General features: G+C 69.2%; 22 protein-coding genes. 9 read left to right on the top strand and 13 right to left on the bottom strand.

Features of this window, described 5'->3' with window-relative positions:
- Positions 1 to 40: 40 nt before the first annotated feature.
- The 3 genes from ACQ86G_RS17385 to ACQ86G_RS17375 all read left to right on the top strand — a co-directional run bounded on the left by ACQ86G_RS17385 (position 41) and on the right by ACQ86G_RS17375 (position 1732).
- On the top strand, positions 41 to 394 hold the full coding sequence (locus ACQ86G_RS17385) for a DUF2946 domain-containing protein (RefSeq protein ID WP_431256499.1): 354 nt from the start codon (positions 41 to 43) through the stop codon (positions 392 to 394).
- A gap of 149 nt (positions 395 to 543) precedes the next feature.
- On the top strand, positions 544 to 1182 hold the full coding sequence (locus ACQ86G_RS17380) for an SCO family protein (protein WP_431256498.1): 639 nt from the start codon (positions 544 to 546) through the stop codon (positions 1180 to 1182).
- Positions 1183 to 1243: 61 nt separating this feature from the next.
- On the top strand, positions 1244 to 1732 hold the full coding sequence (locus tag ACQ86G_RS17375; RefSeq protein ID WP_431256497.1) for a copper chaperone PCu(A)C: 489 nt from the start codon (positions 1244 to 1246) through the stop codon (positions 1730 to 1732).
- On the opposite strand, the gene ACQ86G_RS17370 is transcribed toward ACQ86G_RS17375, so the two are convergent.
- The 8 genes from ACQ86G_RS17370 to ACQ86G_RS17335 form a co-directional block, all read right to left on the bottom strand.
- Positions 1671 to 2432 carry a class I SAM-dependent methyltransferase gene (locus ACQ86G_RS17370; RefSeq protein ID WP_431256496.1) on the bottom strand — a complete coding sequence of 254 codons (762 nt, stop codon included), beginning with the start codon at positions 2430 to 2432 and terminating at the stop codon, positions 1671 to 1673. The genes ACQ86G_RS17375 and ACQ86G_RS17370 overlap by 62 nt on opposite strands.
- Positions 2433 to 2520: 88 nt before the next feature.
- A complete protein-coding gene (locus tag ACQ86G_RS17365; protein WP_431256495.1) occupies positions 2521 to 2898 on the bottom strand; it encodes a response regulator in 378 nt (125 codons plus the stop codon).
- 220 nt (positions 2899 to 3118) lie between these two features.
- Positions 3119 to 3412 (bottom strand): DUF3325 family protein, encoded by a 294-nt coding sequence (locus ACQ86G_RS17360; protein WP_431256494.1) that lies wholly within the window; start codon positions 3410 to 3412, stop codon positions 3119 to 3121.
- Positions 3409 to 5169 carry a PepSY-associated TM helix domain-containing protein gene (locus ACQ86G_RS17355; RefSeq protein WP_431256493.1) on the bottom strand — a complete coding sequence of 587 codons (1761 nt, stop codon included), beginning with the start codon at positions 5167 to 5169 and terminating at the stop codon, positions 3409 to 3411. Before ACQ86G_RS17355 ends, ACQ86G_RS17360 begins: the two co-directional genes overlap by 4 nt.
- Positions 5166 to 5513 carry a DUF3649 domain-containing protein gene (locus ACQ86G_RS17350; protein WP_431256492.1) on the bottom strand — a complete coding sequence of 116 codons (348 nt, stop codon included), beginning with the start codon at positions 5511 to 5513 and terminating at the stop codon, positions 5166 to 5168. The genes ACQ86G_RS17355 and ACQ86G_RS17350 overlap by 4 nt, the downstream gene beginning before the upstream one ends.
- A gap of 19 nt (positions 5514 to 5532) precedes the next feature.
- Positions 5533 to 6297, bottom strand: coding sequence for a DUF4198 domain-containing protein (locus ACQ86G_RS17345; protein WP_431256491.1), 765 nt, complete (start codon positions 6295 to 6297; stop codon positions 5533 to 5535).
- 47 nt (positions 6298 to 6344) lie between these two features.
- Complete coding sequence (locus tag ACQ86G_RS17340; RefSeq protein WP_431256490.1) at positions 6345 to 8522, bottom strand: TonB-dependent receptor; 2178 nt, start codon at positions 8520 to 8522, stop codon at positions 6345 to 6347.
- Between the two features lie 218 nt (positions 8523 to 8740).
- Complete coding sequence (locus ACQ86G_RS17335) at positions 8741 to 9751, bottom strand: LacI family DNA-binding transcriptional regulator (protein ID WP_431256489.1); 1011 nt, start codon at positions 9749 to 9751, stop codon at positions 8741 to 8743.
- Between the two features lie 230 nt (positions 9752 to 9981).
- Here ACQ86G_RS17335 and ACQ86G_RS17330 point away from each other — a divergent pair, with 230 nt between their 5' ends.
- Together ACQ86G_RS17330 and ACQ86G_RS17325 are read left to right on the top strand one after the other, a co-directional pair.
- A complete protein-coding gene (locus tag ACQ86G_RS17330; protein WP_431256488.1) occupies positions 9982 to 11124 on the top strand; it encodes an L-talarate/galactarate dehydratase in 1143 nt (380 codons plus the stop codon).
- A 57-nt stretch (positions 11125 to 11181) separates the two neighbouring features.
- Positions 11182 to 12177: a Bug family tripartite tricarboxylate transporter substrate binding protein gene (locus ACQ86G_RS17325; RefSeq protein WP_431256487.1), complete on the top strand. Its 996-nt coding sequence runs from the start codon at positions 11182 to 11184 to the stop codon at positions 12175 to 12177.
- 62 nt (positions 12178 to 12239) lie between these two features.
- Here ACQ86G_RS17325 and ACQ86G_RS17320 read toward each other — a convergent pair whose 3' ends face one another.
- Positions 12240 to 13502 (bottom strand): MFS transporter, encoded by a 1263-nt coding sequence (locus tag ACQ86G_RS17320; protein ID WP_431256486.1) that lies wholly within the window; start codon positions 13500 to 13502, stop codon positions 12240 to 12242.
- Positions 13503 to 13603: 101 nt separating this feature from the next.
- On the opposite strand from ACQ86G_RS17320, the gene ACQ86G_RS17315 reads away from it, so the two are divergent.
- Both ACQ86G_RS17315 and ACQ86G_RS17310 read left to right on the top strand, forming a co-directional pair.
- Positions 13604 to 14407 (top strand): AraC family transcriptional regulator, encoded by an 804-nt coding sequence (locus ACQ86G_RS17315; protein ID WP_431256485.1) that lies wholly within the window; start codon positions 13604 to 13606, stop codon positions 14405 to 14407.
- Positions 14408 to 14442: 35 nt separating this feature from the next.
- The gene (locus ACQ86G_RS17310; protein ID WP_431256484.1) at positions 14443 to 14820 is read left to right on the top strand and encodes a VOC family protein; all 378 of its coding nucleotides are present in this window, start codon (positions 14443 to 14445) and stop codon (positions 14818 to 14820) included.
- A gap of 81 nt (positions 14821 to 14901) precedes the next feature.
- Here ACQ86G_RS17310 and ACQ86G_RS17305 read toward each other — a convergent pair whose 3' ends face one another.
- Entirely contained in the window at positions 14902 to 15414 is a 513-nt protein-coding gene (locus tag ACQ86G_RS17305; RefSeq protein ID WP_431256483.1) for a GNAT family N-acetyltransferase, read from the bottom strand.
- A 176-nt stretch (positions 15415 to 15590) separates the two neighbouring features.
- On the opposite strand from ACQ86G_RS17305, the gene ACQ86G_RS17300 reads away from it, so the two are divergent.
- On the top strand, positions 15591 to 15920 hold the full coding sequence (locus tag ACQ86G_RS17300) for a DUF4148 domain-containing protein (RefSeq protein WP_431256482.1): 330 nt from the start codon (positions 15591 to 15593) through the stop codon (positions 15918 to 15920).
- A 198-nt stretch (positions 15921 to 16118) separates the two neighbouring features.
- Positions 16119 to 16373, top strand: coding sequence for a hypothetical protein (locus tag ACQ86G_RS17295; RefSeq protein WP_431256481.1), 255 nt, complete (start codon positions 16119 to 16121; stop codon positions 16371 to 16373).
- Positions 16374 to 16499: 126 nt separating this feature from the next.
- Here ACQ86G_RS17295 and ACQ86G_RS17290 read toward each other — a convergent pair whose 3' ends face one another.
- The 3 genes from ACQ86G_RS17290 to ACQ86G_RS17280 form a co-directional block, all read right to left on the bottom strand.
- Entirely contained in the window at positions 16500 to 16808 is a 309-nt protein-coding gene (locus ACQ86G_RS17290) for a hypothetical protein (protein WP_431256480.1), read from the bottom strand.
- Between the two features lie 146 nt (positions 16809 to 16954).
- Entirely contained in the window at positions 16955 to 17275 is a 321-nt protein-coding gene (locus ACQ86G_RS17285) for a plasmid stabilization protein (RefSeq protein ID WP_431256479.1), read from the bottom strand.
- A gap of 80 nt (positions 17276 to 17355) precedes the next feature.
- Complete coding sequence (locus tag ACQ86G_RS17280) at positions 17356 to 17871, bottom strand: pyridoxamine 5'-phosphate oxidase family protein (protein WP_431256478.1); 516 nt, start codon at positions 17869 to 17871, stop codon at positions 17356 to 17358.
- Between the last annotated feature and the right edge of the window lie 92 nt (positions 17872 to 17963).

The following is a 17963-nucleotide window of genomic DNA, read 5'->3' as shown; positions in this document are numbered from 1 at the left end:
GCAGGCGACGCGGACATCGATCAGGCGCTGGGCATGGCTCGTGAGTCTCACGATCCTGCTCGCGGCGATGCTGCCGTCGCTGTCGCATGCGATGCTGGTCCAGCAAGGCGCAACCTTCGCGGAGATCTGCTCCGCGACCGGCGCCAAACTCGTGGTGATCGACGCTGCCGGCAACGCCGACACGGACCGCGACGGCGCATCGCTGATGAATTCGTCGATGAACTGTCCGTACTGCGCCATCCACCACGGCGCGCCGGACCTGCCGCCCGCCACCGTGCAATGGACACCGCCCGACGCCTTGAAGTTCGAGCGTCCGCGCCTGTTCTTCAGCGCGCCGCGCCCGCTCTTCGCCTGGGCGCCTTCGCTGGCGCGCGGACCGCCCGCCGTCGTCTGATCGCCGCCTCGCGGCAGATGCGCACTTCGCGCCGTTCCGGACGCGAAGCTTCCTTCGACTGACCCGTTCGCCCTCGCACGCGCACCTGCGTGCCTGCAGGCGTCCGTCGGCGTGCTCACGCGCCAGGGTCGGTCCACGCCCTTTCGATCATGCGACACCCTTCCCTCGCGCGCTTCACGCGCGCGCTCCATGGCGACGCCGTCGCCGCCCCCGACACGCGTCGTCGGGCCCTGACGATCGCCGCCTGCCTGCTGCCGTTGGCCGCCTGCAAGCCCTCCCCGACCTTCCACGGCATCGATCTCACGCTGGTGAGTTATGCGCGCGACTTCGCGCTCCAGGGCTCGGATGGCCGCCCGCATCGTCTGGGCGACTTCCGCGGCAAGGTGGTGATGATGTTCTTCGGCTTCACCCAGTGTCCCGACGTCTGCCCGACCGCCCTGGCGCGAGCGGCCGCGGTGCATCAGATGCTGGGCGAGGAGGCGAAGGACTTCCAGGTCCTCTTCGTCACCATCGATCCGGAGCGCGACACCGCGCCGGTGCTCGCGGCCTACACCGCCGCGTTCCACCCGAGCTTCCTCGGGCTCTACAGCGATCTCGAGGGCACCGCCGCCGTCGCCAAGGAGTTCAAGGTCTATTACGGCAAGGTGCCCACCGGCAGCAGCTACACGATGGACCACTCGACCCTGAGCACCGTCTTCGACCGCCAGGGCAAGGCGCGCCTGGCCATCAAGCACGAGATGAGCGCCACCGACGTCGCCGAGGACGTGCGCCAGTTGCTCAACCCCTGACGCGCCGCAGGCCGGCCGCGCGCCTGCTCAACTTCCATTGATCCCTTTCCGGAGAATCGACATGACCTTCAAGATCCACACGCTGCTGTTCGTCGCGGGCGCGCTGCTCGCTTCCATCGCCCATGCCCAGGTGAAGATCGACGACGCCTGGGTGCGCGCCACCGTCCCGCAGCAGAAGGCGACCGGCGCATTCATGAAGCTGACGGCGGCCAAGGACACGCGCCTGGTCGGCGTGACCACGCCGCTGACGCCCAAGGCCGAGGTCCATGAGATGGCGATGCAGGACAACGTGATGCGCATGCGCCAGATTCCGGCGATCGAGCTGCCCGCGGGCAAGACGGTGGAGCTCAAGCCCGGCGGCTATCACCTGATGTTCCTGGACCTGCCCGCCCAGGTGAAGGCCGGCGACCAGGTGCCGCTGACGCTGACGTTCGAGGATCGCGGCGGTGCCCGCCAGACCGTCGAGGTGAAGGCGCCGGTGCGCGCGCTCAATGCGGCGATGCCGGCGAAGGAGGACAAGGGCGGAGGTCACGGCGACCACGCGCACTGAGACCGGCCAGGAACCACTCGCGCTTCGCGTCGAGCGCTTGCGGCGCGGCGAAGCCGGCCTCGTCCAGCAGTTGCACGATGGCCGGCTCGTCCATGGGCACGACGACGAATGAATGCGTCCAGACGTCGTCCCCCATCGCGTACTTCAGCGTCATCCGCACGCGCGGCTCCTGCGCATCAGGCGTCCGGTCGACCTGGACCAGGTCGATCGACGTCCCGTCGCTCCTGACCAGGTGGCCGATCGCTGCGCTGCGCAGCCACTGCGCGTCCTGGCACTTGAGGATGAGCACGCCGTCCGGCGCGACATGACGGGCCGCCGCGGCGACGAAGGCGCGCCGCACCGCGGCATCCGCATGATTGATGAGGCCGCTCGGCAACAGGACCACGTCGAAGCGCTCCGCGAGCGCCAGCTGCTCGATGTCGGCGTGGACCTTGCGGACCCGTTCGGAGACGTGCGCGAGCATGTCGGTGGAGTTGTCGACGCCGGTGACCTCGCATCCGAAGTCGAGCAGCCGGTGCGTCAGCAATCCCGTGCCGCAACCCAGCTCCAGCACCGTGGTGCCCGGCGGCAGTCGCGGCCGCAGGTGCTCGATCTCGCCGGCGTAGCGGGCGCGGCGGTAGAGCTCGACCGAGCAGCCATCCTGGGTCTGTGCACCGGGGCCGGTGCCACTGAAGACGAGGTCGTGGAACTCTTGGGACATGTGCAAGGCCCAGATGCAGGACCTGCACTCTACCGTCCCGATGCGCAAGGGCATCGATGAGGCGCCTGGGAGATGGCGCCCTCAGGAATCAATCCGCCATCCACGCGCTGTTGGACAGCGTGCAGAGCTCGCCGACGAGGCGTTCGAAGTCGCAGGCCTTGTCGTAGAAGCCGTCCGCGCCGCAGGACAGCACGCGGGCCTCGTAGGCCGAGCGGTCCTCCGAGCTCAGCACCAGGATGCGGCCGCGGAAGCGGGCGGCGCGCAGGCGCTCGATCACGCCCAGGCCGGAACCGCCGTCGATGCTCAGGTCGACCAGCACCACGTCCGGCGCGCTCAGCGCGATCGTACTCATGGCGGCGTTCTCGCTGGAGGCCTGCCCCACCACGGTGATGGACGCCTCGGACTGCAGGCGCGAGACCATCAGGCGTCGCAGCAGCGCGTTGTCCTCGATCAGTGCAACCTTCATTTTTTGTCTCCCTGGAATGACTCAATGATGAGTCACGGGTGACAGTTTTTCGAGGCTGGCCGGCCCCCAGCCGGGGTGGGGACGCTGGCCGACACCGGGTCAGGCGAAGGACTACAGGCGGATGGGATTCCCCCACACCCCGGAAGAGCCATCGCACCTGCGCGCCCACGTGTGCGCCCACCTGTGCGCCCATTTGCACGCCCAGGTGCCAGCGGACCGCTCAGCGCCCGCGCCGCTGGTCCTTGCGCCGTTGATGCACGATCAGGGCGACGAACACGGCGCCCGCCGCGAAGCTGGTGTGGCCGCTGTAGCTCACCAGGCCCAGGCCCCAGCCCTGCACGCTCACGACGAGCGCCAGGCTCGCCAGCAGCAGCGCCCATCCGGCCGTGCGCAGCGCCCGCGTCGTCGCCGCGGGCAGCTCGCGGCCGAGCACGTCCGATTGCGCGCGGTCCGTCGCCATCGCCAGTGCGGCGAAGGCGGCCAGGCAGATCGACAGGCTCAGGAAATGCATCATCGCGCGCCCTCCCCGCCCGAACGCAGCGCCATGCCCGCTTCACCCGACGGCGGCGGCGGCGGCATGCGCGAGACCTTGGCCGGCGACCGGTCGGACGCGGACGGCGCCGCACGCTTCGCCGACCGGCCCGGCCTGCCCTTGGGCACATGGCGCGCCGTGCGGATCGCCAGGGAGGCCAGCAGCGCCGCGAACGCCCAGAACATCAGCTCCACGCCCGCGAAGATCCAGTCGCCCTTCGCGAGGCTGTGCCACAGCGGCCGGTCCGTCGTCAGCGCGTTGCCCACCGGGAGCAGCGCCAGCGACGCGGCGCCCAGCCACAGCAGCTCGATCCACGCCCGCTTCGGCGGCCGGACCAGCGCGTGCAGCAGCGTCACCGCCCACACGATGAAGACCACGTGGACTTCCCATTCCGCGCGCTTCTCCAGGCCCATCGGCAGCAGCCGGTTCGCCCACAGCATGCCGCTCATCGCCAGCGGCAGGCCCGCGATGGCGGCGATGTTGAGCCGCTCCACCACGCGGAAGCCGACGTACGGCCGATCCGGATCGGGCAGCTTCTGGCGGCGCTTGACCGTCCACATCACCAGTCCGCTGCCGACCATCGCCGTGCCCGCGAGACTCACGAGGAAGTACAGCCAGCGGGTCGCGCCGTCGCCGAAGCGCCCCAGGTGCAGCCCGTACATGACGCCGCGCGTCTCGGCGGCCGCGCCGACGCCGTTCTTCTCCTCGACCAGTTGCCCGGAGACGCCGTCGAACAGCAGGTACTGCGGGCTCATCGAGACCCGGCCGCCTTCGCCGCGCGTGATCGCCACGCGCGCCACGGCGTCGCCCGGATTCACCGCGGTGACGCGCGCCACGCCGCCCGGCCCCCAGCGGCGTTCGGCCTCGCGCACCATCGCCTCGATCGACGCCAGCGGCGCCGCCTCGCCCGAGGGCTTGGCCGGCTGCAGGAAGGCGTTCATCTCCGAGGTCAGCTGCTTCTTCATCGCCGGCGAGTTGATGCCGGCCTGCTCGCCCCAGGGCATGTACAGCGTCATCAGCGTCACCAGGCCGGTGTACGTGATCATCAGGTGGAAGGGCAGCCCGAACACCGACAGCGCGTTGTGCGCGTCCAGCCACGAGCGCTGGCCCTTGCCCCAGCGGAAGGTGAAGAAGTCGGTGAAGATCTTCTTGTGCGTGATCACGCCGCTGACGATCGCCACCAGCATGAACATCGCCGCCAGGCCCGCGAGCCAGCGGCCCCAGACCACCGGCATGTAGTGGAACTGGAAGTGGAAGCGGTAGAAGAACTCGCCGCCCAGCGTCTCGCGCGCGCTGACCTTCTCGCCGGTCTGCGGATCGAAGTTGGCGTCCTTGAACGCGCGCCGGCCGCCTTCCTTCGACGGCACGCGCCAGAAGGCGTTGGCCACGCTGTGGCGGTCGTCGGTCAGGCGCAGGCTCCACTGCGAGGTGCCCGGCGCGAGCGTCTCGAGTTCCTTGGCGATGCGGCCGGCCACGACGGCCGGCTCGGGCATCACGGCCTGGTGCGCGATCTCGGGCCGCATCCACTGCGACAGCTCCTCCTTGAAGTAGGAGACCGTCCCGGTGAGGAACATCGCGAACAGGAACCAGCCCAGCAGCAGGCCGGTCCAGATGTGCAGGTCCGACATCGTCTGCCGGATGCCGCGCGGCTGGGGCGCGGTCCTGCCGGTGGCGGTGGAGGCGACGTCGTCGTTGACGTTGACGTCGACGCGAGCGTCAGCAGGGACTTCTGCGGTCATGGCGAGGCGGCGGGTGCGGCGGCGGTCCAGACGGACCAGGCCAGAGGCAGGAGAAGCAGCGCGGCGACGATCAGTCCGGCCCAGGCCCGCGTGGCGCTGCGCACCGCGAAGACCCAGATCACCGCGCCGGTGTAGACGGCGAAGCTGCCGAGCATGCCGCCGATGACGGCCTGGATGGTGCTCGCCGGCAGCGCGAGCACCGCGACGCTGAACAGCGCCGCCAACGCGTAGCCGCCGCCGATCGCCGCGACGATGCGCGAGATCAGGGGCAGCACGCCCAGGACGCGGGACGCCGCGGCGGCGGCCCTCGAGGTGCGGCCCGACGGGGCGCTGACGGCGTTCATCGCGGCGCGGCTCCCGGGGTCACTTGTTCGGCGCGGCGGCGGGGCCGGCGGCGATCGGCTCGACGCCGTCGGCCTTCAGCACGGTCAGCGAGGTCACGTAGTTGACGCCGTCGTACTTCTCGGCACCCTTGGGGCCCTGGCGTTCGCCGGCGGTCTTGTCGGTGTGCGCGACCTCGGCCACGTACTGGCCCTTCCACGGCAGGTCGAAGCGCACCAGGCCCTGCTCGTCGGCATGGGCTTCCTTGGCCCAGCCCGACTGCGTCACCAGCGAGACCTTGGCCTTGGCCAGCGGCTGGCCGCGGAAGAAGACCTTGAACTGGCCCGGCTGACCCGCCGGCACCACGTCCAGCGTGAGCTTGGGCGGCAGCGCGGCGGTCCCCGTCACCAGGCGCGCGGCCGGGCGGTACCAGTTCGTCACCTGCTTGTCGCCCTGCTTGAAGCTGTAGAGCGGGTAGGCGGCGTCCTCGGCGAGCAGCGACTCGCCGGCCTCGGCGCGGAACGGCAGCGCGTAACCGTCCTTGCCCTTGACGGCATCGACCGGCTGCTCGCCCTTGCCGTCCAGGCGGATCGCGCGCACCTGGCCGAACTTGTCCAGCAGGCCCGGCGAGGCCTCGCGCAGGTTCTCGCCGAATTCGCCGAAGCGCACGACCGCGCGCTCGTCGGCGCCGGCGGGCTGCTCGATCCAGATCTGGTGCGCCTGCGCGGCGCCGGCGGCGGCCAGCAGCAATGGCAGGACGGCGAGGCGTGAGGACAATGGCAGGGACGGACGGAAGCGCTTGTTCATGGGGTCTCCTGAAGGACTCGAAGAATGAACGGGATGACAGCGAAGGGTCAGAAGTCGAAGGACGCGGACAGCACCACCGTGCGGCCCGTGGCCACCGTCGCGTACGTGCCGCTGAGCAGCCAGTAGTGGCGGTCGAAGACGTTGTCGATGTTGGCGCGCAGGACCGTCGGCACGCCGGCGATCTTCGTGGTGTAGCGGGCGCCGATGTCGGCGCGCGTCCAGGCGGGAACGGCCAGCGTGTTGGCGTTGTCCAGCCAGCCCGAGGACGTGTAGATCACGCGGCCATTGACCCCCAGGCCCGGCACATAAGGCACGTCCCAGTCGGCGCCGACGCTGGCCGTCTTGTCCGCCACGCCGGTGGCGTCCTTGCCGTCGGTCAGGCCACCGTTGGTTCGGGCCTGCTTCGCATCGGTGAAGGACGCGCTGGCCAGCCAGCGGACGCTGCGGACGATCTCGCCCTGCGCGGACACCTCCACGCCGCGATTGCGCTGCTCGCCGTCGAAGGCGAAACGGGGCAGTGCATTGCCGGGCGTCGGCACGTTGATGGAGTTCGGTTTCTTGATCTCGTAGACGTTGGCGGAGGTGACGAAGCGGCCCCAGTCCATCTTCACACCCGCCTCGACCTGTTCGGACTGGTACGGCGCGAAGACCTCACCGGGATTCGACACGGTGCCGTTGGTGGGCGCGATGGCGCCGCGCGTCAGCCCTTCGGCGTAGTTCGCATAGAACGTGAGGTCCTCGGTCGCCTTGAACACCACGCCGCCCAGGCGCCCCAGCGCATTTTTGTCGTAGCCGTTGGTCGCCGAGACGGGGAAGGTCACCACCTTGGCCGTCTGGTCGCGCAGTCCCACCGTCACGAGCAGCCGCTCGTTCATGAACGACAGGGTGTCGGCGATGGCGATGCCCGACAGCGTCGTTTCGGAAGTCTTGGTCGGGGCCAGGCGCGCACTGGTCACCGCCGGCATCTGCACCGGGTTGTAGAGGCTGGACGGCACCGCCGTCGCGGCGTCGTTGGCCTTGTAGAAGCTGCCCGTCTCCTGGGCCAGGCGGCTTGCGCCGATCGAGATCGTGTGGCCGATGCCGGCGGTCTCGAAGCGCGCGCGGGCGCCCGCGTCCACGCTGGTCGTGTTGAAGTAGGCGTCGTACCAGGCGCCGAACACGCGGAACTCGCCCTGCGTGTTCGGTCGGAAAGCCGCAGGTGCCGTCGGGAAGTCCTGCATCGACCAGCTGTCGCGCCAGCCGGCGCCGGCCCAGACAGTCACCCGGTCGTTGACGTCGTACTCCAGGCGGGTGGCGAGCATCTCGTCGTCCAGCGCCAGTTGCGCGTTGCCGTAGATGTTTCTGCGCGGATCGGGCACCTTGGGCAACTGCGTGATGCCGCTGCGGAAGGCGGTCTGCGACCGGAAACCGCGGATGTTCTCGTGCTGCTTGAACACGTCCGTCGTCCAGCGCAGCTGCGTGCCGCGGAAGTCCAGTGCGGCCGAGGCGAAGCGCTGGCGTGCGTTGCCGTCGTCGATGCTGGCCTCGCCGTCGCGGTAGCTGCCGTTGACACGGATACCCCACTCCTTCTTCTCGCCAAAGCGGCGGCCGACGTCGATCGCCAAGCCGAGCTGCTCGCCGCTGGCGAAGCTGGTCGTGAGGCGGGTCAGGTTCTGGTCGCCGGCGCGCTTGGGGATCACGTTGATGCTGCCGCCCACGCTGCCGCCGGGCGGCATGCCGTTGACCATCGCGGCCGGGCCCTTCAGGACCTCGACGCGTTCCATGATCTCCGCCGGCATGCGGTTGCCGGAGGACAGGCCGTACAGGCCGTTGAAGCCGACGTCGCCGCTGGGCACGGCGAAGCCGCGGATCTGGAAATCCTCGCCAAAGCCCTGCGCGGCCGTCATCACGCGCACCGAGGCGTCGTTCTGAAGCACGTCGGCCAGCGTGCGCGACTGCTGGTCGCGCATCAACTGCTCGGTGTAGTTCAGCGTGCTGAACGGGATGTCCATCGCGTCCTGCGAGCCCAGGATGCCGACACCGCCGCGCGAGCCCAGGCCGGCCTTCTGGCGTTCGGCCTTGCCCTGCACGGTGACCTTGCCCAGGGCGGTGTTCGCGGCGGCCGGCGCATCGGCGGCCTGGGCCATCACGCTGGCCGCGCCGACGGCCAGGCTGGCGCTCAGCAGCGATTTCAGGGCCGACGACAGCGGCGTCAGCAGGAGGGACGAGTCAGAGCGGACGGACATGTGGAGGCGTATTATTGCAAATGAGAACTCTTCTCATCATAAAGTCGCCACATGCAAGACCTGTGAATGTGCGTGCGATTGATGGAAGGGATGGCAGCGGTACCACCCCTTCGGTCAAGCATCGCGATGGCCGTCGAGGATCAAGGGGTCGCGTGGGAAAGGCGGCGTCGGGCGCCCCTGCGTCGCTGGGGCGACCGGGTCGTCGGGTCGTCGGGCCGCTATGCCGCGTCGCCCGTCGAGCCCCGCAGGACCAGCTGGAAGCCGACATCGACGATGGCCGGCCCGGAGGCCTCGCCCCGGCCGCGCGCGATCAGCACGTCGGCTGCGCGGCGGCCGATCTCGGCGCCGTCGATGTGGACCGTCGACAGGGACGGATGCAGCGAGGCCGAGAACTCCGCGCCGCCGAAGCCGATCACCGCGAGGTCCTCCGGCACGCGCAGGCCGCGCGACCGGGCTTCGGTCAGCACGCCCTCGGCCATGCCGTCGGAGCTGCAGAACACCGCGCGCAGGTCCGGCGCCTGGTCCAGCAATGCCGACAGCGCCCGGCGCCCGTGTGGCACGCCCGCCGGCACCTCGGTGACGGCGGTGGGCACGTCCTTGCCGATCACCGACAGGAAACCGGCACGCCGCTGACCGGCGCGCTGGTCGCCGCCGGTGGCCAGCCCCACGCGGGTCCATCCCCGCGCCATGAAGTGCCCCGCCACCGCGGCCCCCACCTGCACATGCGAGAACCCGACCACCGTGTCGAGCGGCCGCTCGGTCATGTCCCAGGTCTCCACCACCGGCACGCCCAGCCGCGCCAGACGGCGCGCCGTGTCGCCGTGCTGCAGCAACCCTGCCACCAAGATGCCGTCGACGCGCCGGCCGATCATCGTGTTCAGCAGCGCTTCCTCGCGGGCGTGGTCGTAGCCGGTCTGGCCGAGCAAGACCTGGTACCCGGCGCGGTCGAGCTGCTCGGTCAAGACCTGGATCGTCGGCAGGAACTGCGGCACCGAGATCACCGGCACCAGCGCCGCCACCGTCATGCTGCGCCGCGACTTCAGGCCGCCCGCCAGCAGGTTGGGGATGTAGCCGGTCTGGGCGACCGCCTGCATCACCTTCTCGCGCGTGGCGGCGGACACCACCTCCGGCGTGCGCAGCGCGCGGGACGCGGTCATCAGCGACACGCCCGCCGCGGCGGCGACGTCATGCAGGGTCACGGCTCCAGCGCCGGGGCGGACGGGCGGCATCGATGAGGGCGGGTCGGAAAAGAGTGACCGGAAGGGGTGGAGGAAAAGGATGGAGAAAAGGAGGTGCCCGACAACGGGTCGCGGCGATTGTCCCGGCTTTGCAGATGGAATCTTGCAAGTCTGACGATGTTACCGTTACCATCCATCATCGCGGCGCTGAACAGCCATGGGCATTGATTGCCTACTCTTTCAGCGCCTTTTCATGAACCTGAATGTTAACGTTAACAGTCATGCAAGACAGCAGCTCCAACGACCGCATCGAGTGGCTCCGGCTCTCGTCGTGTTACCTCCCGCTGGCCACGCCGATCAGCGACGCGAAGGTGCTGACCGGACGGCAGAAGCCGATGACCGAGATCGCCCTGCTCTTCGTCGAGGTGGTCACGCGGGACGGCCATGAGGGACTGGGCTTCAGCTATTCGAAGCGGGCCGGAGGCCCGGGCCAGTTCGCCCACGCGAAGGAGATCGCGCCCGCGCTGATCGGCGAGGATCCGAGCGACATCGCCAAGCTCTGGAACAAGCTCTGCTGGGCCGGCGCGTCGGTCGGGCGCAGCGGGCTGTCGACGCAGGCGATCGGGGCCTTCGACGTTGCGCTCTACGACCTGAAGGCGCGTCGCGCGCGCCTGCCGCTGGCCAAGCTGCTGGGCGCGTACCGCGACTCGGTCGCCTGCTACAACACCTCGGGCGGCTTCCTGCACACGCCGCTGGAGCAGTTGCTGGTCAACGCGTCGGCATCGATCGAGCGCGGCATCGGCGGCATCAAGCTCAAGGTCGGGCAGCCGGACGGCGCGCTCGACCTGAAGCGCGTCGACGCGGTGCGGCGGCACCTCGGCGACCACGTCGCGCTGATGGTCGACGCCAACCAGCAATGGGACCGGCCGACCGCGCAGCGGATGTGCCGGACCTTCGAGCCGCTGCGGCTCGTGTGGATCGAGGAGCCGCTCGACGCCTACGACCACGAGGGGCATGCGGCGCTCGCCGCCGCCTTCGACACGCCGATCGCCACCGGCGAGATGCTGACCAGCGCGATGGAGCACGGCGACCTGATCCGTCATCGCGCCGCGGACTACCTGATGCCGGACGCGCCGCGCGTCGGCGGCATCACGCCGTATCTGAAGATCGCCGCGCAGGCGGAACAGGCGGGTCTGATGATCGCGCCGCACTTCGCGATGGAGCTGCATGTGCACCTCGCGGCGACCTATCCCACGGAGCCCTGGGTCGAGCACTTCGACTGGCTCGAGCCGCTGTTCAACGAGCGCCTGGAGATCGCCGGCGGCCGGATGCTCGTGCCGGATCGGCCCGGACTGGGACTCAGCCTCAGCGAGCAGGCGCGCTTGTGGACGCGCGAAAAGGCGGAGGTCGGCAAGCGACCCTGATCCATCCCCCCGCACGACCCCGATCCATCGCTCATACAACGACACCAGGAGACAACGATGATCCGATCCCTTCGCACCCTGACCCGCGGCTTGAAAGCGGGCGTCGCGCTCGCGCTGCTGGGCGCGCTGCCGATGACCGCGGCCCTCGCGCAGACCTGGCCGGCGCGGCCCGTCACGCTGCTCGTGCCCTTCCCGCCCGGCGGCTCCACGGACATGGTCGCGCGCACGCTCGGCGTGAAGCTGCAGGAGAAACTGGGCGGCACCTTCGTCGTCGACAACAAGGCCGGCGCCGGCGGCATGATCGGCGCGGCGGCGGCCAAGCGCGCGGCACCGGACGGCTACACGCTGTTCGTGTCCTCGCTCGGCCCGTTCGTCATCGGCCCGCACCTGACGAAGACCGCAGGCTACGACCCGCTCAAGGACTTCGACTACATCACCGTCGCCGTGCAGGCGCCCAACGTCCTGGCGGTGCCGTCGGGGTCGCGCTTCAAGACGCTGGCCGACGTGATCGCCTTCATGAAGGCCAACCCCGGGCAGATGACCTTCGCCTCGGCAGGGCCCGGCACGTCGGACCACCTCACCGCGGCGCTGTTCTGGCAGGAGACCGCCACCACCGCCACCCACGTGCCCTACAAGGGCGGCGCGCCGGCGATCACCGACCTGCTGGGCGGACAGGTCGACGCGACCTTCATGAACATCAACACCGCCCTGCCCCACATCAAGGCCGGCAAGATGCGCGCGCTGGCGATCACGAGCTCGAAGCGCTCGCCGCTGCTGCCGGATGTGCCCACGATGGAGGAGCTCGGCCACAAGGGCGTGACGGTCTACTCCTGGCAGGCCGTGGCCGCGCCCAGGGGACTGCCGGCGGACATCAAGACCAAGGTGCGCAACGCCGTCGTCGACAGCCTCAACGATCCGGCGGTGAAGCCCAAGCTGCTGGAACTCGGCTTCGAGATCGTGGGCAACACGCCGGAGCAGTTCACCGCGTTCCAGGCCGCCGAGTTCGCGCGCTGGAAGCAGGTGATCGAGCAGGGAAAGATCAGCACCGATTGATGCTGGCAGGACGGACCGCGCGCCTGGCGCCGGTCCGTCCTGTGTGCTGCGCCTTCCGGCGTTCAGGCCGCGCGCGGCTTGCGCGTGTCGGGCAGGAAGGCGGTGGCCAGGCCGAGCAGCGGCAGGAACGACGTCAGCGTGTAGACCCACACGATGCCGTGCACGTCGGCCAGATGGCCGAGGCCGGCGGCACCGATGCCGCCGATGCCGAACATCAGTCCGAACATCACGCCCGACACCATGCCCACGCGGCCCGGCACGGCTTCCTGCGCATAGACGACCAGCGCCGCGAACGCCGACGACATCACCAGCCCGATCGCGACCGCGAGCACGGCGGTGAGCGTCAGGCCGACATGCGGCAGCGCGAGCGCGAACGGCGCCACGCCGAGGAAGGACACCCAGATCACCGCCTTGCGGCCGATGCGGTCGCCCACCGGTCCGCCGGCGAAGGTGCCTGCCGCGATGGCGGCCAGGAAGATGAACAGGTAGACCTGGCTCTGCTGGACGCTGAGGCCGAAGCGCTGGATCAGGTAGAAGGTGAAGTAGTTCGTGAAGGACGCGATGTAGACGAACTTCGCGAACATCAGGATCGCGATGACGACGATGGCGCGGATCACCTCGCGACGGCCGAGGCCGCCGACCGCACCGCGGGCCAGGCTGTTGACCTTCGCCTGACCGTGGCGCAGCGTCCAGCCGGTGATGCGCGACAGCACGAAGATCGCGAGCGCCGCGACCAGCATGAACCACGCGATGGCCGACTGGCCGTGCGGGATGACGATCGCGGCGGTGAGCAGCGGCCCGACCGCCGAGCCCGCATTGCCGCCGACCTGGAAGCAGGACTGCGCGGTGCCGAAGCGGCCGCCCGAGGCCATGCGCGCGACGCGCGAGGCCTCCGGATGGAAGGTCGCCGAGCCGATGCCGACGACACCCGCGGCGACCAGCAGCATCTCGTACGAGGTGGAGAACGCCAGCAGCCCGACGCCGATCAGCGTGGCGACCATGCCCATGGGCAGCAGGTAGGGCTTGGGATGCTTGTCGGTGTAGAGGCCGACCCAGGGCTGCAGCAGCGAGGCGGTGATCTGGTAGACCAGCGCGATCCAGCCGATCTGGCCGAAGCTCAGCGCGTAGTTGGCCTTCAGCATCGGATAGATGGACGGCAGGACGGCCTGGATCAGGTCGTTGAGCAGGTGCGCGAAGGCGGCGGCGCCGACGATCGGCAGCAGGAAGCCGTGGGCATGGGGCGTGGCGGGTGCGCCGGTCGCCGCCGGGGCGGCGGCGGGCAGCACCGCGTCGGGACGTGCGAGGGACGCGGAATCGGTGGTCATGCGGTACAGCCGTGCGGTCGGAGGTTCGGGGACCTTGGAGCCTAGGGACTCCGAGTCCGTCCGTCTCGCTCCAATGCGACACGACTTGTAGACTTTGGGACATGACGGCGAACAGCGCACACCGGAAGTTCGAGGACTTCCACGACACGGCCCGGCCGACGGTCGCGATGGAGGTGGACTATCCGTCCGGCGCGGTCACCGGCTGGCACAGCCATCCCCGGGCGCAACTGCTGTACGCGATCGACGGCGTGATGCTGGTCGACTCGGCCGCGGGCTTCTGGGTGGTGCCGCCGAACCGGGCGCTGTGGCTCGTGGCGGGCGTGCGGCACAGCGTGCGGATGTCCGGCGCGGTGCGGATGCGCACGGCCTACATCGACGCGGAGCGCCTGGGCGACCTGCCCGATCGCACCTGCGTGCTCAACGTGTCGCCGCTGCTGCGCGAGCTGATGGTGGAGGCGGTGCGGGTGCCCGTCGACTACGCGGAACGCGGGCGGGACGGCACGCTGATGGGGCTGTTGATCCACGAGCTCCGGCGCGCGACGAGCTTGCCGCTGCATCTGCCGATGCCCGAGGACTCAAGGCTGAAGGCGATCTGCGAAGCGCTGGCGGAGAAACCGTCGGACGCGGCGACGGCACAGGTCTGGGCGGAACGGCTCGGCGTCGCGGCGAAGACGATCCACCGCCTCTTCCAGAAGGAGACCGGCATGAGCTTCGCGCAATGGCGCGAGCAGGCCCGGCTGCTCTTTGCCTTGCGGCGCATCGCGGAAGGCGCGCGGGTGGTCGACATCGCCTTCGACTGCGGGTACTCGAGCCAGAGCGCGTTCGCGGCGATGTTCAGACGGCATTTCGGCGTCCCGCCGTCGGGGTTCAGAGGCGGGGACACGATCGAAGGCACTGCAGGCTGATGCCTCTAGACTCGCGCCCTCCACAAAGGATCATCATGCTTCATCACATCTCGTTCCCGGCGACATCGCTGGAGGTCAGCGGCCGGTTCTACGACGCCGCGATGGGGGCCTTGGGGTTCCGCCGCGTCTTCGAGGACGACGAGGCCATCGGCTACGGTCTCGAGGACGACAAGGACCTGTTCTGCCTGAAGCTGCGTGCGCCGGTCGTCGCGCCGGGGCCGGGCTTCCATCTGGCCTTCGCGGCGCCCAGCCGCGCGGCGGTCGACGCCTTCCATGCGGACGCGCTGGCGATCGCGGGCACGGACAACGGCGCCCCGGGCCTGCGACCGGACTACGGCGCCACCTACTACGCCGCCTTCCTCATCGATCCCGACGGGCACCGCATCGAGGCCGTCTTCAAGGGCGCGGCCTGAGGTCGCTTCGACTCCGGTCCGCTTCCAGCAAGACGCCCGGCTCATGCCGGGCGTCTTGCGTTCCAGGCCTCCGGACTTCGATCAGCCGCGGGCGCGCCGGAAAACCCAATCGCCTTCGTCGTAGGTCATCAGGTCGGGCGCCGCGGCCGGGTCGATCCGCTCGTAGCCGCACGCGGTCAGCAGCCGGCTGCTCCGTACATTGGCAGGCAGCGTCGTGGCCCAGCACTGCGCACCGGGGCTCAGACGCGACACCTCGTCATGCAGCCAGGCCAGCCCCTCCGCGGCGTAACCGTGCCCCCAGGACGACGGCCCCAGCAGGAAAGCGACCTCCGCAACCCCGTCGTGAACCGTCGCTTCCAGCCGTCCGATCAGCTGATGGTTCTCGCGCAGCCTCACGGCGTAATTGAGCCAGCGCTCCGACGCCCGATCGACGGGCGGTCCGATCAGCGCCCGCCGCAGCCCGAGCGCGACCTCGTCCGCCTCAGACGGCAGGCCGCCGATGTGTTCGTAGACGCGCTCATCCCAGAGGAGTGTTGCCAGTTCATCGATGTCGGCGTCGACGAGCTGAGACAGGGTGAGGCGCGCAGTCTGCATGGATCGGGAGCTCCGAGGGTCAAGGATCGCCAGGATTATTGCGGCCGTCACAACGAGGCATTGCGGCGCGGGCCGTTTATCCAGACGAGGCCCGCGCCTAACCTTCAGTCATCGGCAGACGAAGCCGCCCAAGACTCTCAGACACCCGATCGAACGCGCTCCCAAAGGAACTCATCATGACCGCCAAGACCCTGATCGCCACCGCCCTGATCGCCCTGTCCGCCGCCGCCGTGCCGGCGTTCGCGCAGAGCTACAGCCACCTCGACCCGATCACGCAAAGCCAGAAGATCCGCGCCGAAGTGCTGGCCGACCTGGAGATCTATCGCGAGTCCGGCCTGGCTGCGGTCGACCGCACCGAAGACTTCACCCTGAACGCCGGCCAACGCGCCAAGGCCGAAGCGCGCTACGCCGAGCTGAAGACCTCGCCGACGTACGCGGCACTGGTTCAGCGCTTCGCGGCGAAGGATGCCAAGGGCTCGACGACTGAAGGCGTCTCCGCCCGCTGAGCGCCGTCGCCTCCACGGCCACAAGCGCCGACAGGACCTCGGTCCTGTCGGCGTTCTGCCTTGTGGGCTCGACGGTTCATCCGTCGTTCGTGCCGTTCACGCCGCCGCGCTGAAGGTTCGTCGCTGAGCACTCGAAAGGCGGCGCCCCGATGACGACACTGACTCCATCGACACAGCCAACGCCTTCAGGAGATCGACATGAACACCGCCCACCGCCTCGCCATCACTTCCGCCACCAGCACCACCGTCAAGGCTGTCACCTTCGGTGCGATCGCGGCACTGGCGCTCGGACTGGGCATCGCTCATGCACAAGGCCAACGCGAGATGCGTGCCGCCATCGTCACGCTGGATCCGGTGGTCATCACCGTGAAGCGCGAGCAACTGCCCACCGTCTACATCACAGGCCGCCGCAGCGCCGACGTCGTCGACACGCAAGTCGCCTCGGCGGAGTGAACGCCTCGGGTCACGCTGCTTCGATGGAGCGATCCACGGACTGACGCCCTACGGCTCGCTCCCATGCAGGACGCCCGGCACACGCCGGGCGTCCTGCATTTCAAGCCGGCTTTCAGGCCCATCGTCTCATTCAGAGTCGACCGCCCGGCCCGCACGCCGGCGATGGTGTCGAACCACGAGTTCGACAACCAAGGACACGGCACCGACACCAGCACCCAGGACCAGCCAGGGAAGGAACATGACGATAGCGAACAGCAATCCTGCCCACTCCTGCCCATGGAGGAATGTCGCCATGGCCACGGCCACCCCGACCAAGACCAGCATGCCAGCCAGCGCCCAGAGCAGCTTCGGCCATTGCGGCGTTTCTTTCTCCGCGCTGTTCCAGCCCGTATAGACACCCAGGACGACCAGCGCCAACAGAAAGAGAAGAAACATGACCGAACCCTGCGAAGTGTGCTGAACCAGAGGTCAGTATCTTCACTTCACGGCTGGGATCAGCCTGACAACCGCGTGGGTGTCGTTTAGCGATACCCGCGAGGGCGTCCTACGCGCCGCTCCTGGAGATGAGCGGCACGGTGCGCTCAATGATGACCAGCGCGCGCCGCCGCATTGCGCTTGCGCGTCGCAGCGGCCTTCTTCGCGGAGGCCGAGCGCTCCGCCGCCGTGCGGCTGGCCGCGGCCTTGCCGCCCAGATGCCCGCCCTTGCGGGAGGGCTCGTGGTTCTCCGGCTGACCGCGTCCCGAGCCAGACTTCTTGCCCCCGCCGGTCTCCTTGTTGACCGTGGCCCAAGCGCGCCTTTCCGCCTCCGCCTTGGGAACGCCGCGGTCCCCGTAGCCGCTCTCGATGTGCTCGGCTTGTCGCTTCTGCTTGTCCGTGTAGGATGACTTGTCACCTCTGGGCATCGCGTACTCCGGTAGCTGCTCGATCTGCGATCGACGGCGTCGACGGACTCCGGAAGGGATCCGCCGACCCCGCCGCCGGCTCACTTCATCCGCACTTCGCCGGTCTCGGCCAGGCCGGTGGGCGGCTTGCCCGTCACGGCAGCCTTCGCCATCGCGTAGAGCTGCGTCAACTTCGACGCCTTCACGTCCCAGTAGCTGGCGTGGCTGATGCGCACGCGCACCACCGCGAGGTCGGGATCGTCGACGCCCTTCGTGAACCAGGCTTCCGCGGCCTTGTTCCAGAGCTCCTGGCGCTTGGCGCGGTCCTCGTTGAGTTCCGCGGTGCCGGAGACCGACACATAGGTGTCCTCGCTCCGATCGGCGAAACCGACGTTCACCTGCGACGACGACACGATGTCGCTGTACGGTTCGCCGCTGCGGGACATGAAGAACCACAGCGACTCCCCCTCGTCGAGGTCCTTGTTCTGCAGCGTCATCGGACGTGAGTGCAGGTGGCCGTTCGCATGGTGGGTCGTGAACAGGCCGACCTTGACGTCCTTGATCAGGTCCCAGAGCTTCTCGCGGCGCTCGGTGTCGGAGAGGGGCTTGTCGGTCATGGTGGACTCCTTCGGTTGATGCCATCTGCTCAGCAAGTGCCGCTCCCGATGCCGACAAGGTGAGGGACCGACAGACCAGCGTCCTGCGTCGC

The sequence above is a fragment of the Roseateles chitinivorans genome, from assembly GCF_050632145.1.
Lineage (GTDB): Bacteria > Pseudomonadota > Gammaproteobacteria > Burkholderiales > Burkholderiaceae_C > Roseateles > Roseateles chitinivorans_B.
The sequence above is the reverse complement of the archived record's forward strand: the minus strand, read 5'-3'. Positions and strand labels throughout refer to the sequence as shown.

Excerpts from the sequence above, each read along its gene's own strand:
- ACQ86G_RS17380 (WP_431256498.1), top strand. The coding sequence starts at position 544 with ATGCGACACCCTTCCCTCGCGCGCTTCACGCGCGCGCTCCATGGCGAC.
- ACQ86G_RS17375 (WP_431256497.1), top strand. The coding sequence starts at position 1,244 with ATGACCTTCAAGATCCACACGCTGCTGTTCGTCGCGGGCGCGCTGCTC.
- ACQ86G_RS17370 (WP_431256496.1), bottom strand. The coding sequence starts at position 2,432 with ATGTCCCAAGAGTTCCACGACCTCGTCTTCAGTGGCACCGGCCCCGGT.
- ACQ86G_RS17365 (WP_431256495.1), bottom strand. The coding sequence starts at position 2,898 with ATGAAGGTTGCACTGATCGAGGACAACGCGCTGCTGCGACGCCTGATG.
- ACQ86G_RS17360 (WP_431256494.1), bottom strand. The coding sequence starts at position 3,412 with ATGATGCATTTCCTGAGCCTGTCGATCTGCCTGGCCGCCTTCGCCGCA.
- ACQ86G_RS17355 (WP_431256493.1), bottom strand. The coding sequence starts at position 5,169 with ATGACCGCAGAAGTCCCTGCTGACGCTCGCGTCGACGTCAACGTCAAC.
- ACQ86G_RS17350 (WP_431256492.1), bottom strand. The coding sequence starts at position 5,513 with ATGAACGCCGTCAGCGCCCCGTCGGGCCGCACCTCGAGGGCCGCCGCC.
- ACQ86G_RS17345 (WP_431256491.1), bottom strand. The coding sequence starts at position 6,297 with ATGAACAAGCGCTTCCGTCCGTCCCTGCCATTGTCCTCACGCCTCGCC.
- ACQ86G_RS17340 (WP_431256490.1), bottom strand. The coding sequence starts at position 8,522 with ATGTCCGTCCGCTCTGACTCGTCCCTCCTGCTGACGCCGCTGTCGTCG.
- ACQ86G_RS17335 (WP_431256489.1), bottom strand. The coding sequence starts at position 9,751 with ATGCCGCCCGTCCGCCCCGGCGCTGGAGCCGTGACCCTGCATGACGTC.
- ACQ86G_RS17330 (WP_431256488.1), top strand. The coding sequence starts at position 9,982 with ATGCAAGACAGCAGCTCCAACGACCGCATCGAGTGGCTCCGGCTCTCG.
- ACQ86G_RS17325 (WP_431256487.1), top strand. The coding sequence starts at position 11,182 with ATGATCCGATCCCTTCGCACCCTGACCCGCGGCTTGAAAGCGGGCGTC.
- ACQ86G_RS17320 (WP_431256486.1), bottom strand. The coding sequence starts at position 13,502 with ATGACCACCGATTCCGCGTCCCTCGCACGTCCCGACGCGGTGCTGCCC.
- ACQ86G_RS17315 (WP_431256485.1), top strand. The coding sequence starts at position 13,604 with ATGACGGCGAACAGCGCACACCGGAAGTTCGAGGACTTCCACGACACG.
- ACQ86G_RS17310 (WP_431256484.1), top strand. The coding sequence starts at position 14,443 with ATGCTTCATCACATCTCGTTCCCGGCGACATCGCTGGAGGTCAGCGGC.
- ACQ86G_RS17305 (WP_431256483.1), bottom strand. The coding sequence starts at position 15,414 with ATGCAGACTGCGCGCCTCACCCTGTCTCAGCTCGTCGACGCCGACATC.
- ACQ86G_RS17300 (WP_431256482.1), top strand. The coding sequence starts at position 15,591 with ATGACCGCCAAGACCCTGATCGCCACCGCCCTGATCGCCCTGTCCGCC.
- ACQ86G_RS17295 (WP_431256481.1), top strand. The coding sequence starts at position 16,119 with ATGAACACCGCCCACCGCCTCGCCATCACTTCCGCCACCAGCACCACC.
- ACQ86G_RS17290 (WP_431256480.1), bottom strand. The coding sequence starts at position 16,808 with ATGTTTCTTCTCTTTCTGTTGGCGCTGGTCGTCCTGGGTGTCTATACG.
- ACQ86G_RS17285 (WP_431256479.1), bottom strand. The coding sequence starts at position 17,275 with ATGCCCAGAGGTGACAAGTCATCCTACACGGACAAGCAGAAGCGACAA.
- ACQ86G_RS17280 (WP_431256478.1), bottom strand. The coding sequence starts at position 17,871 with ATGACCGACAAGCCCCTCTCCGACACCGAGCGCCGCGAGAAGCTCTGG.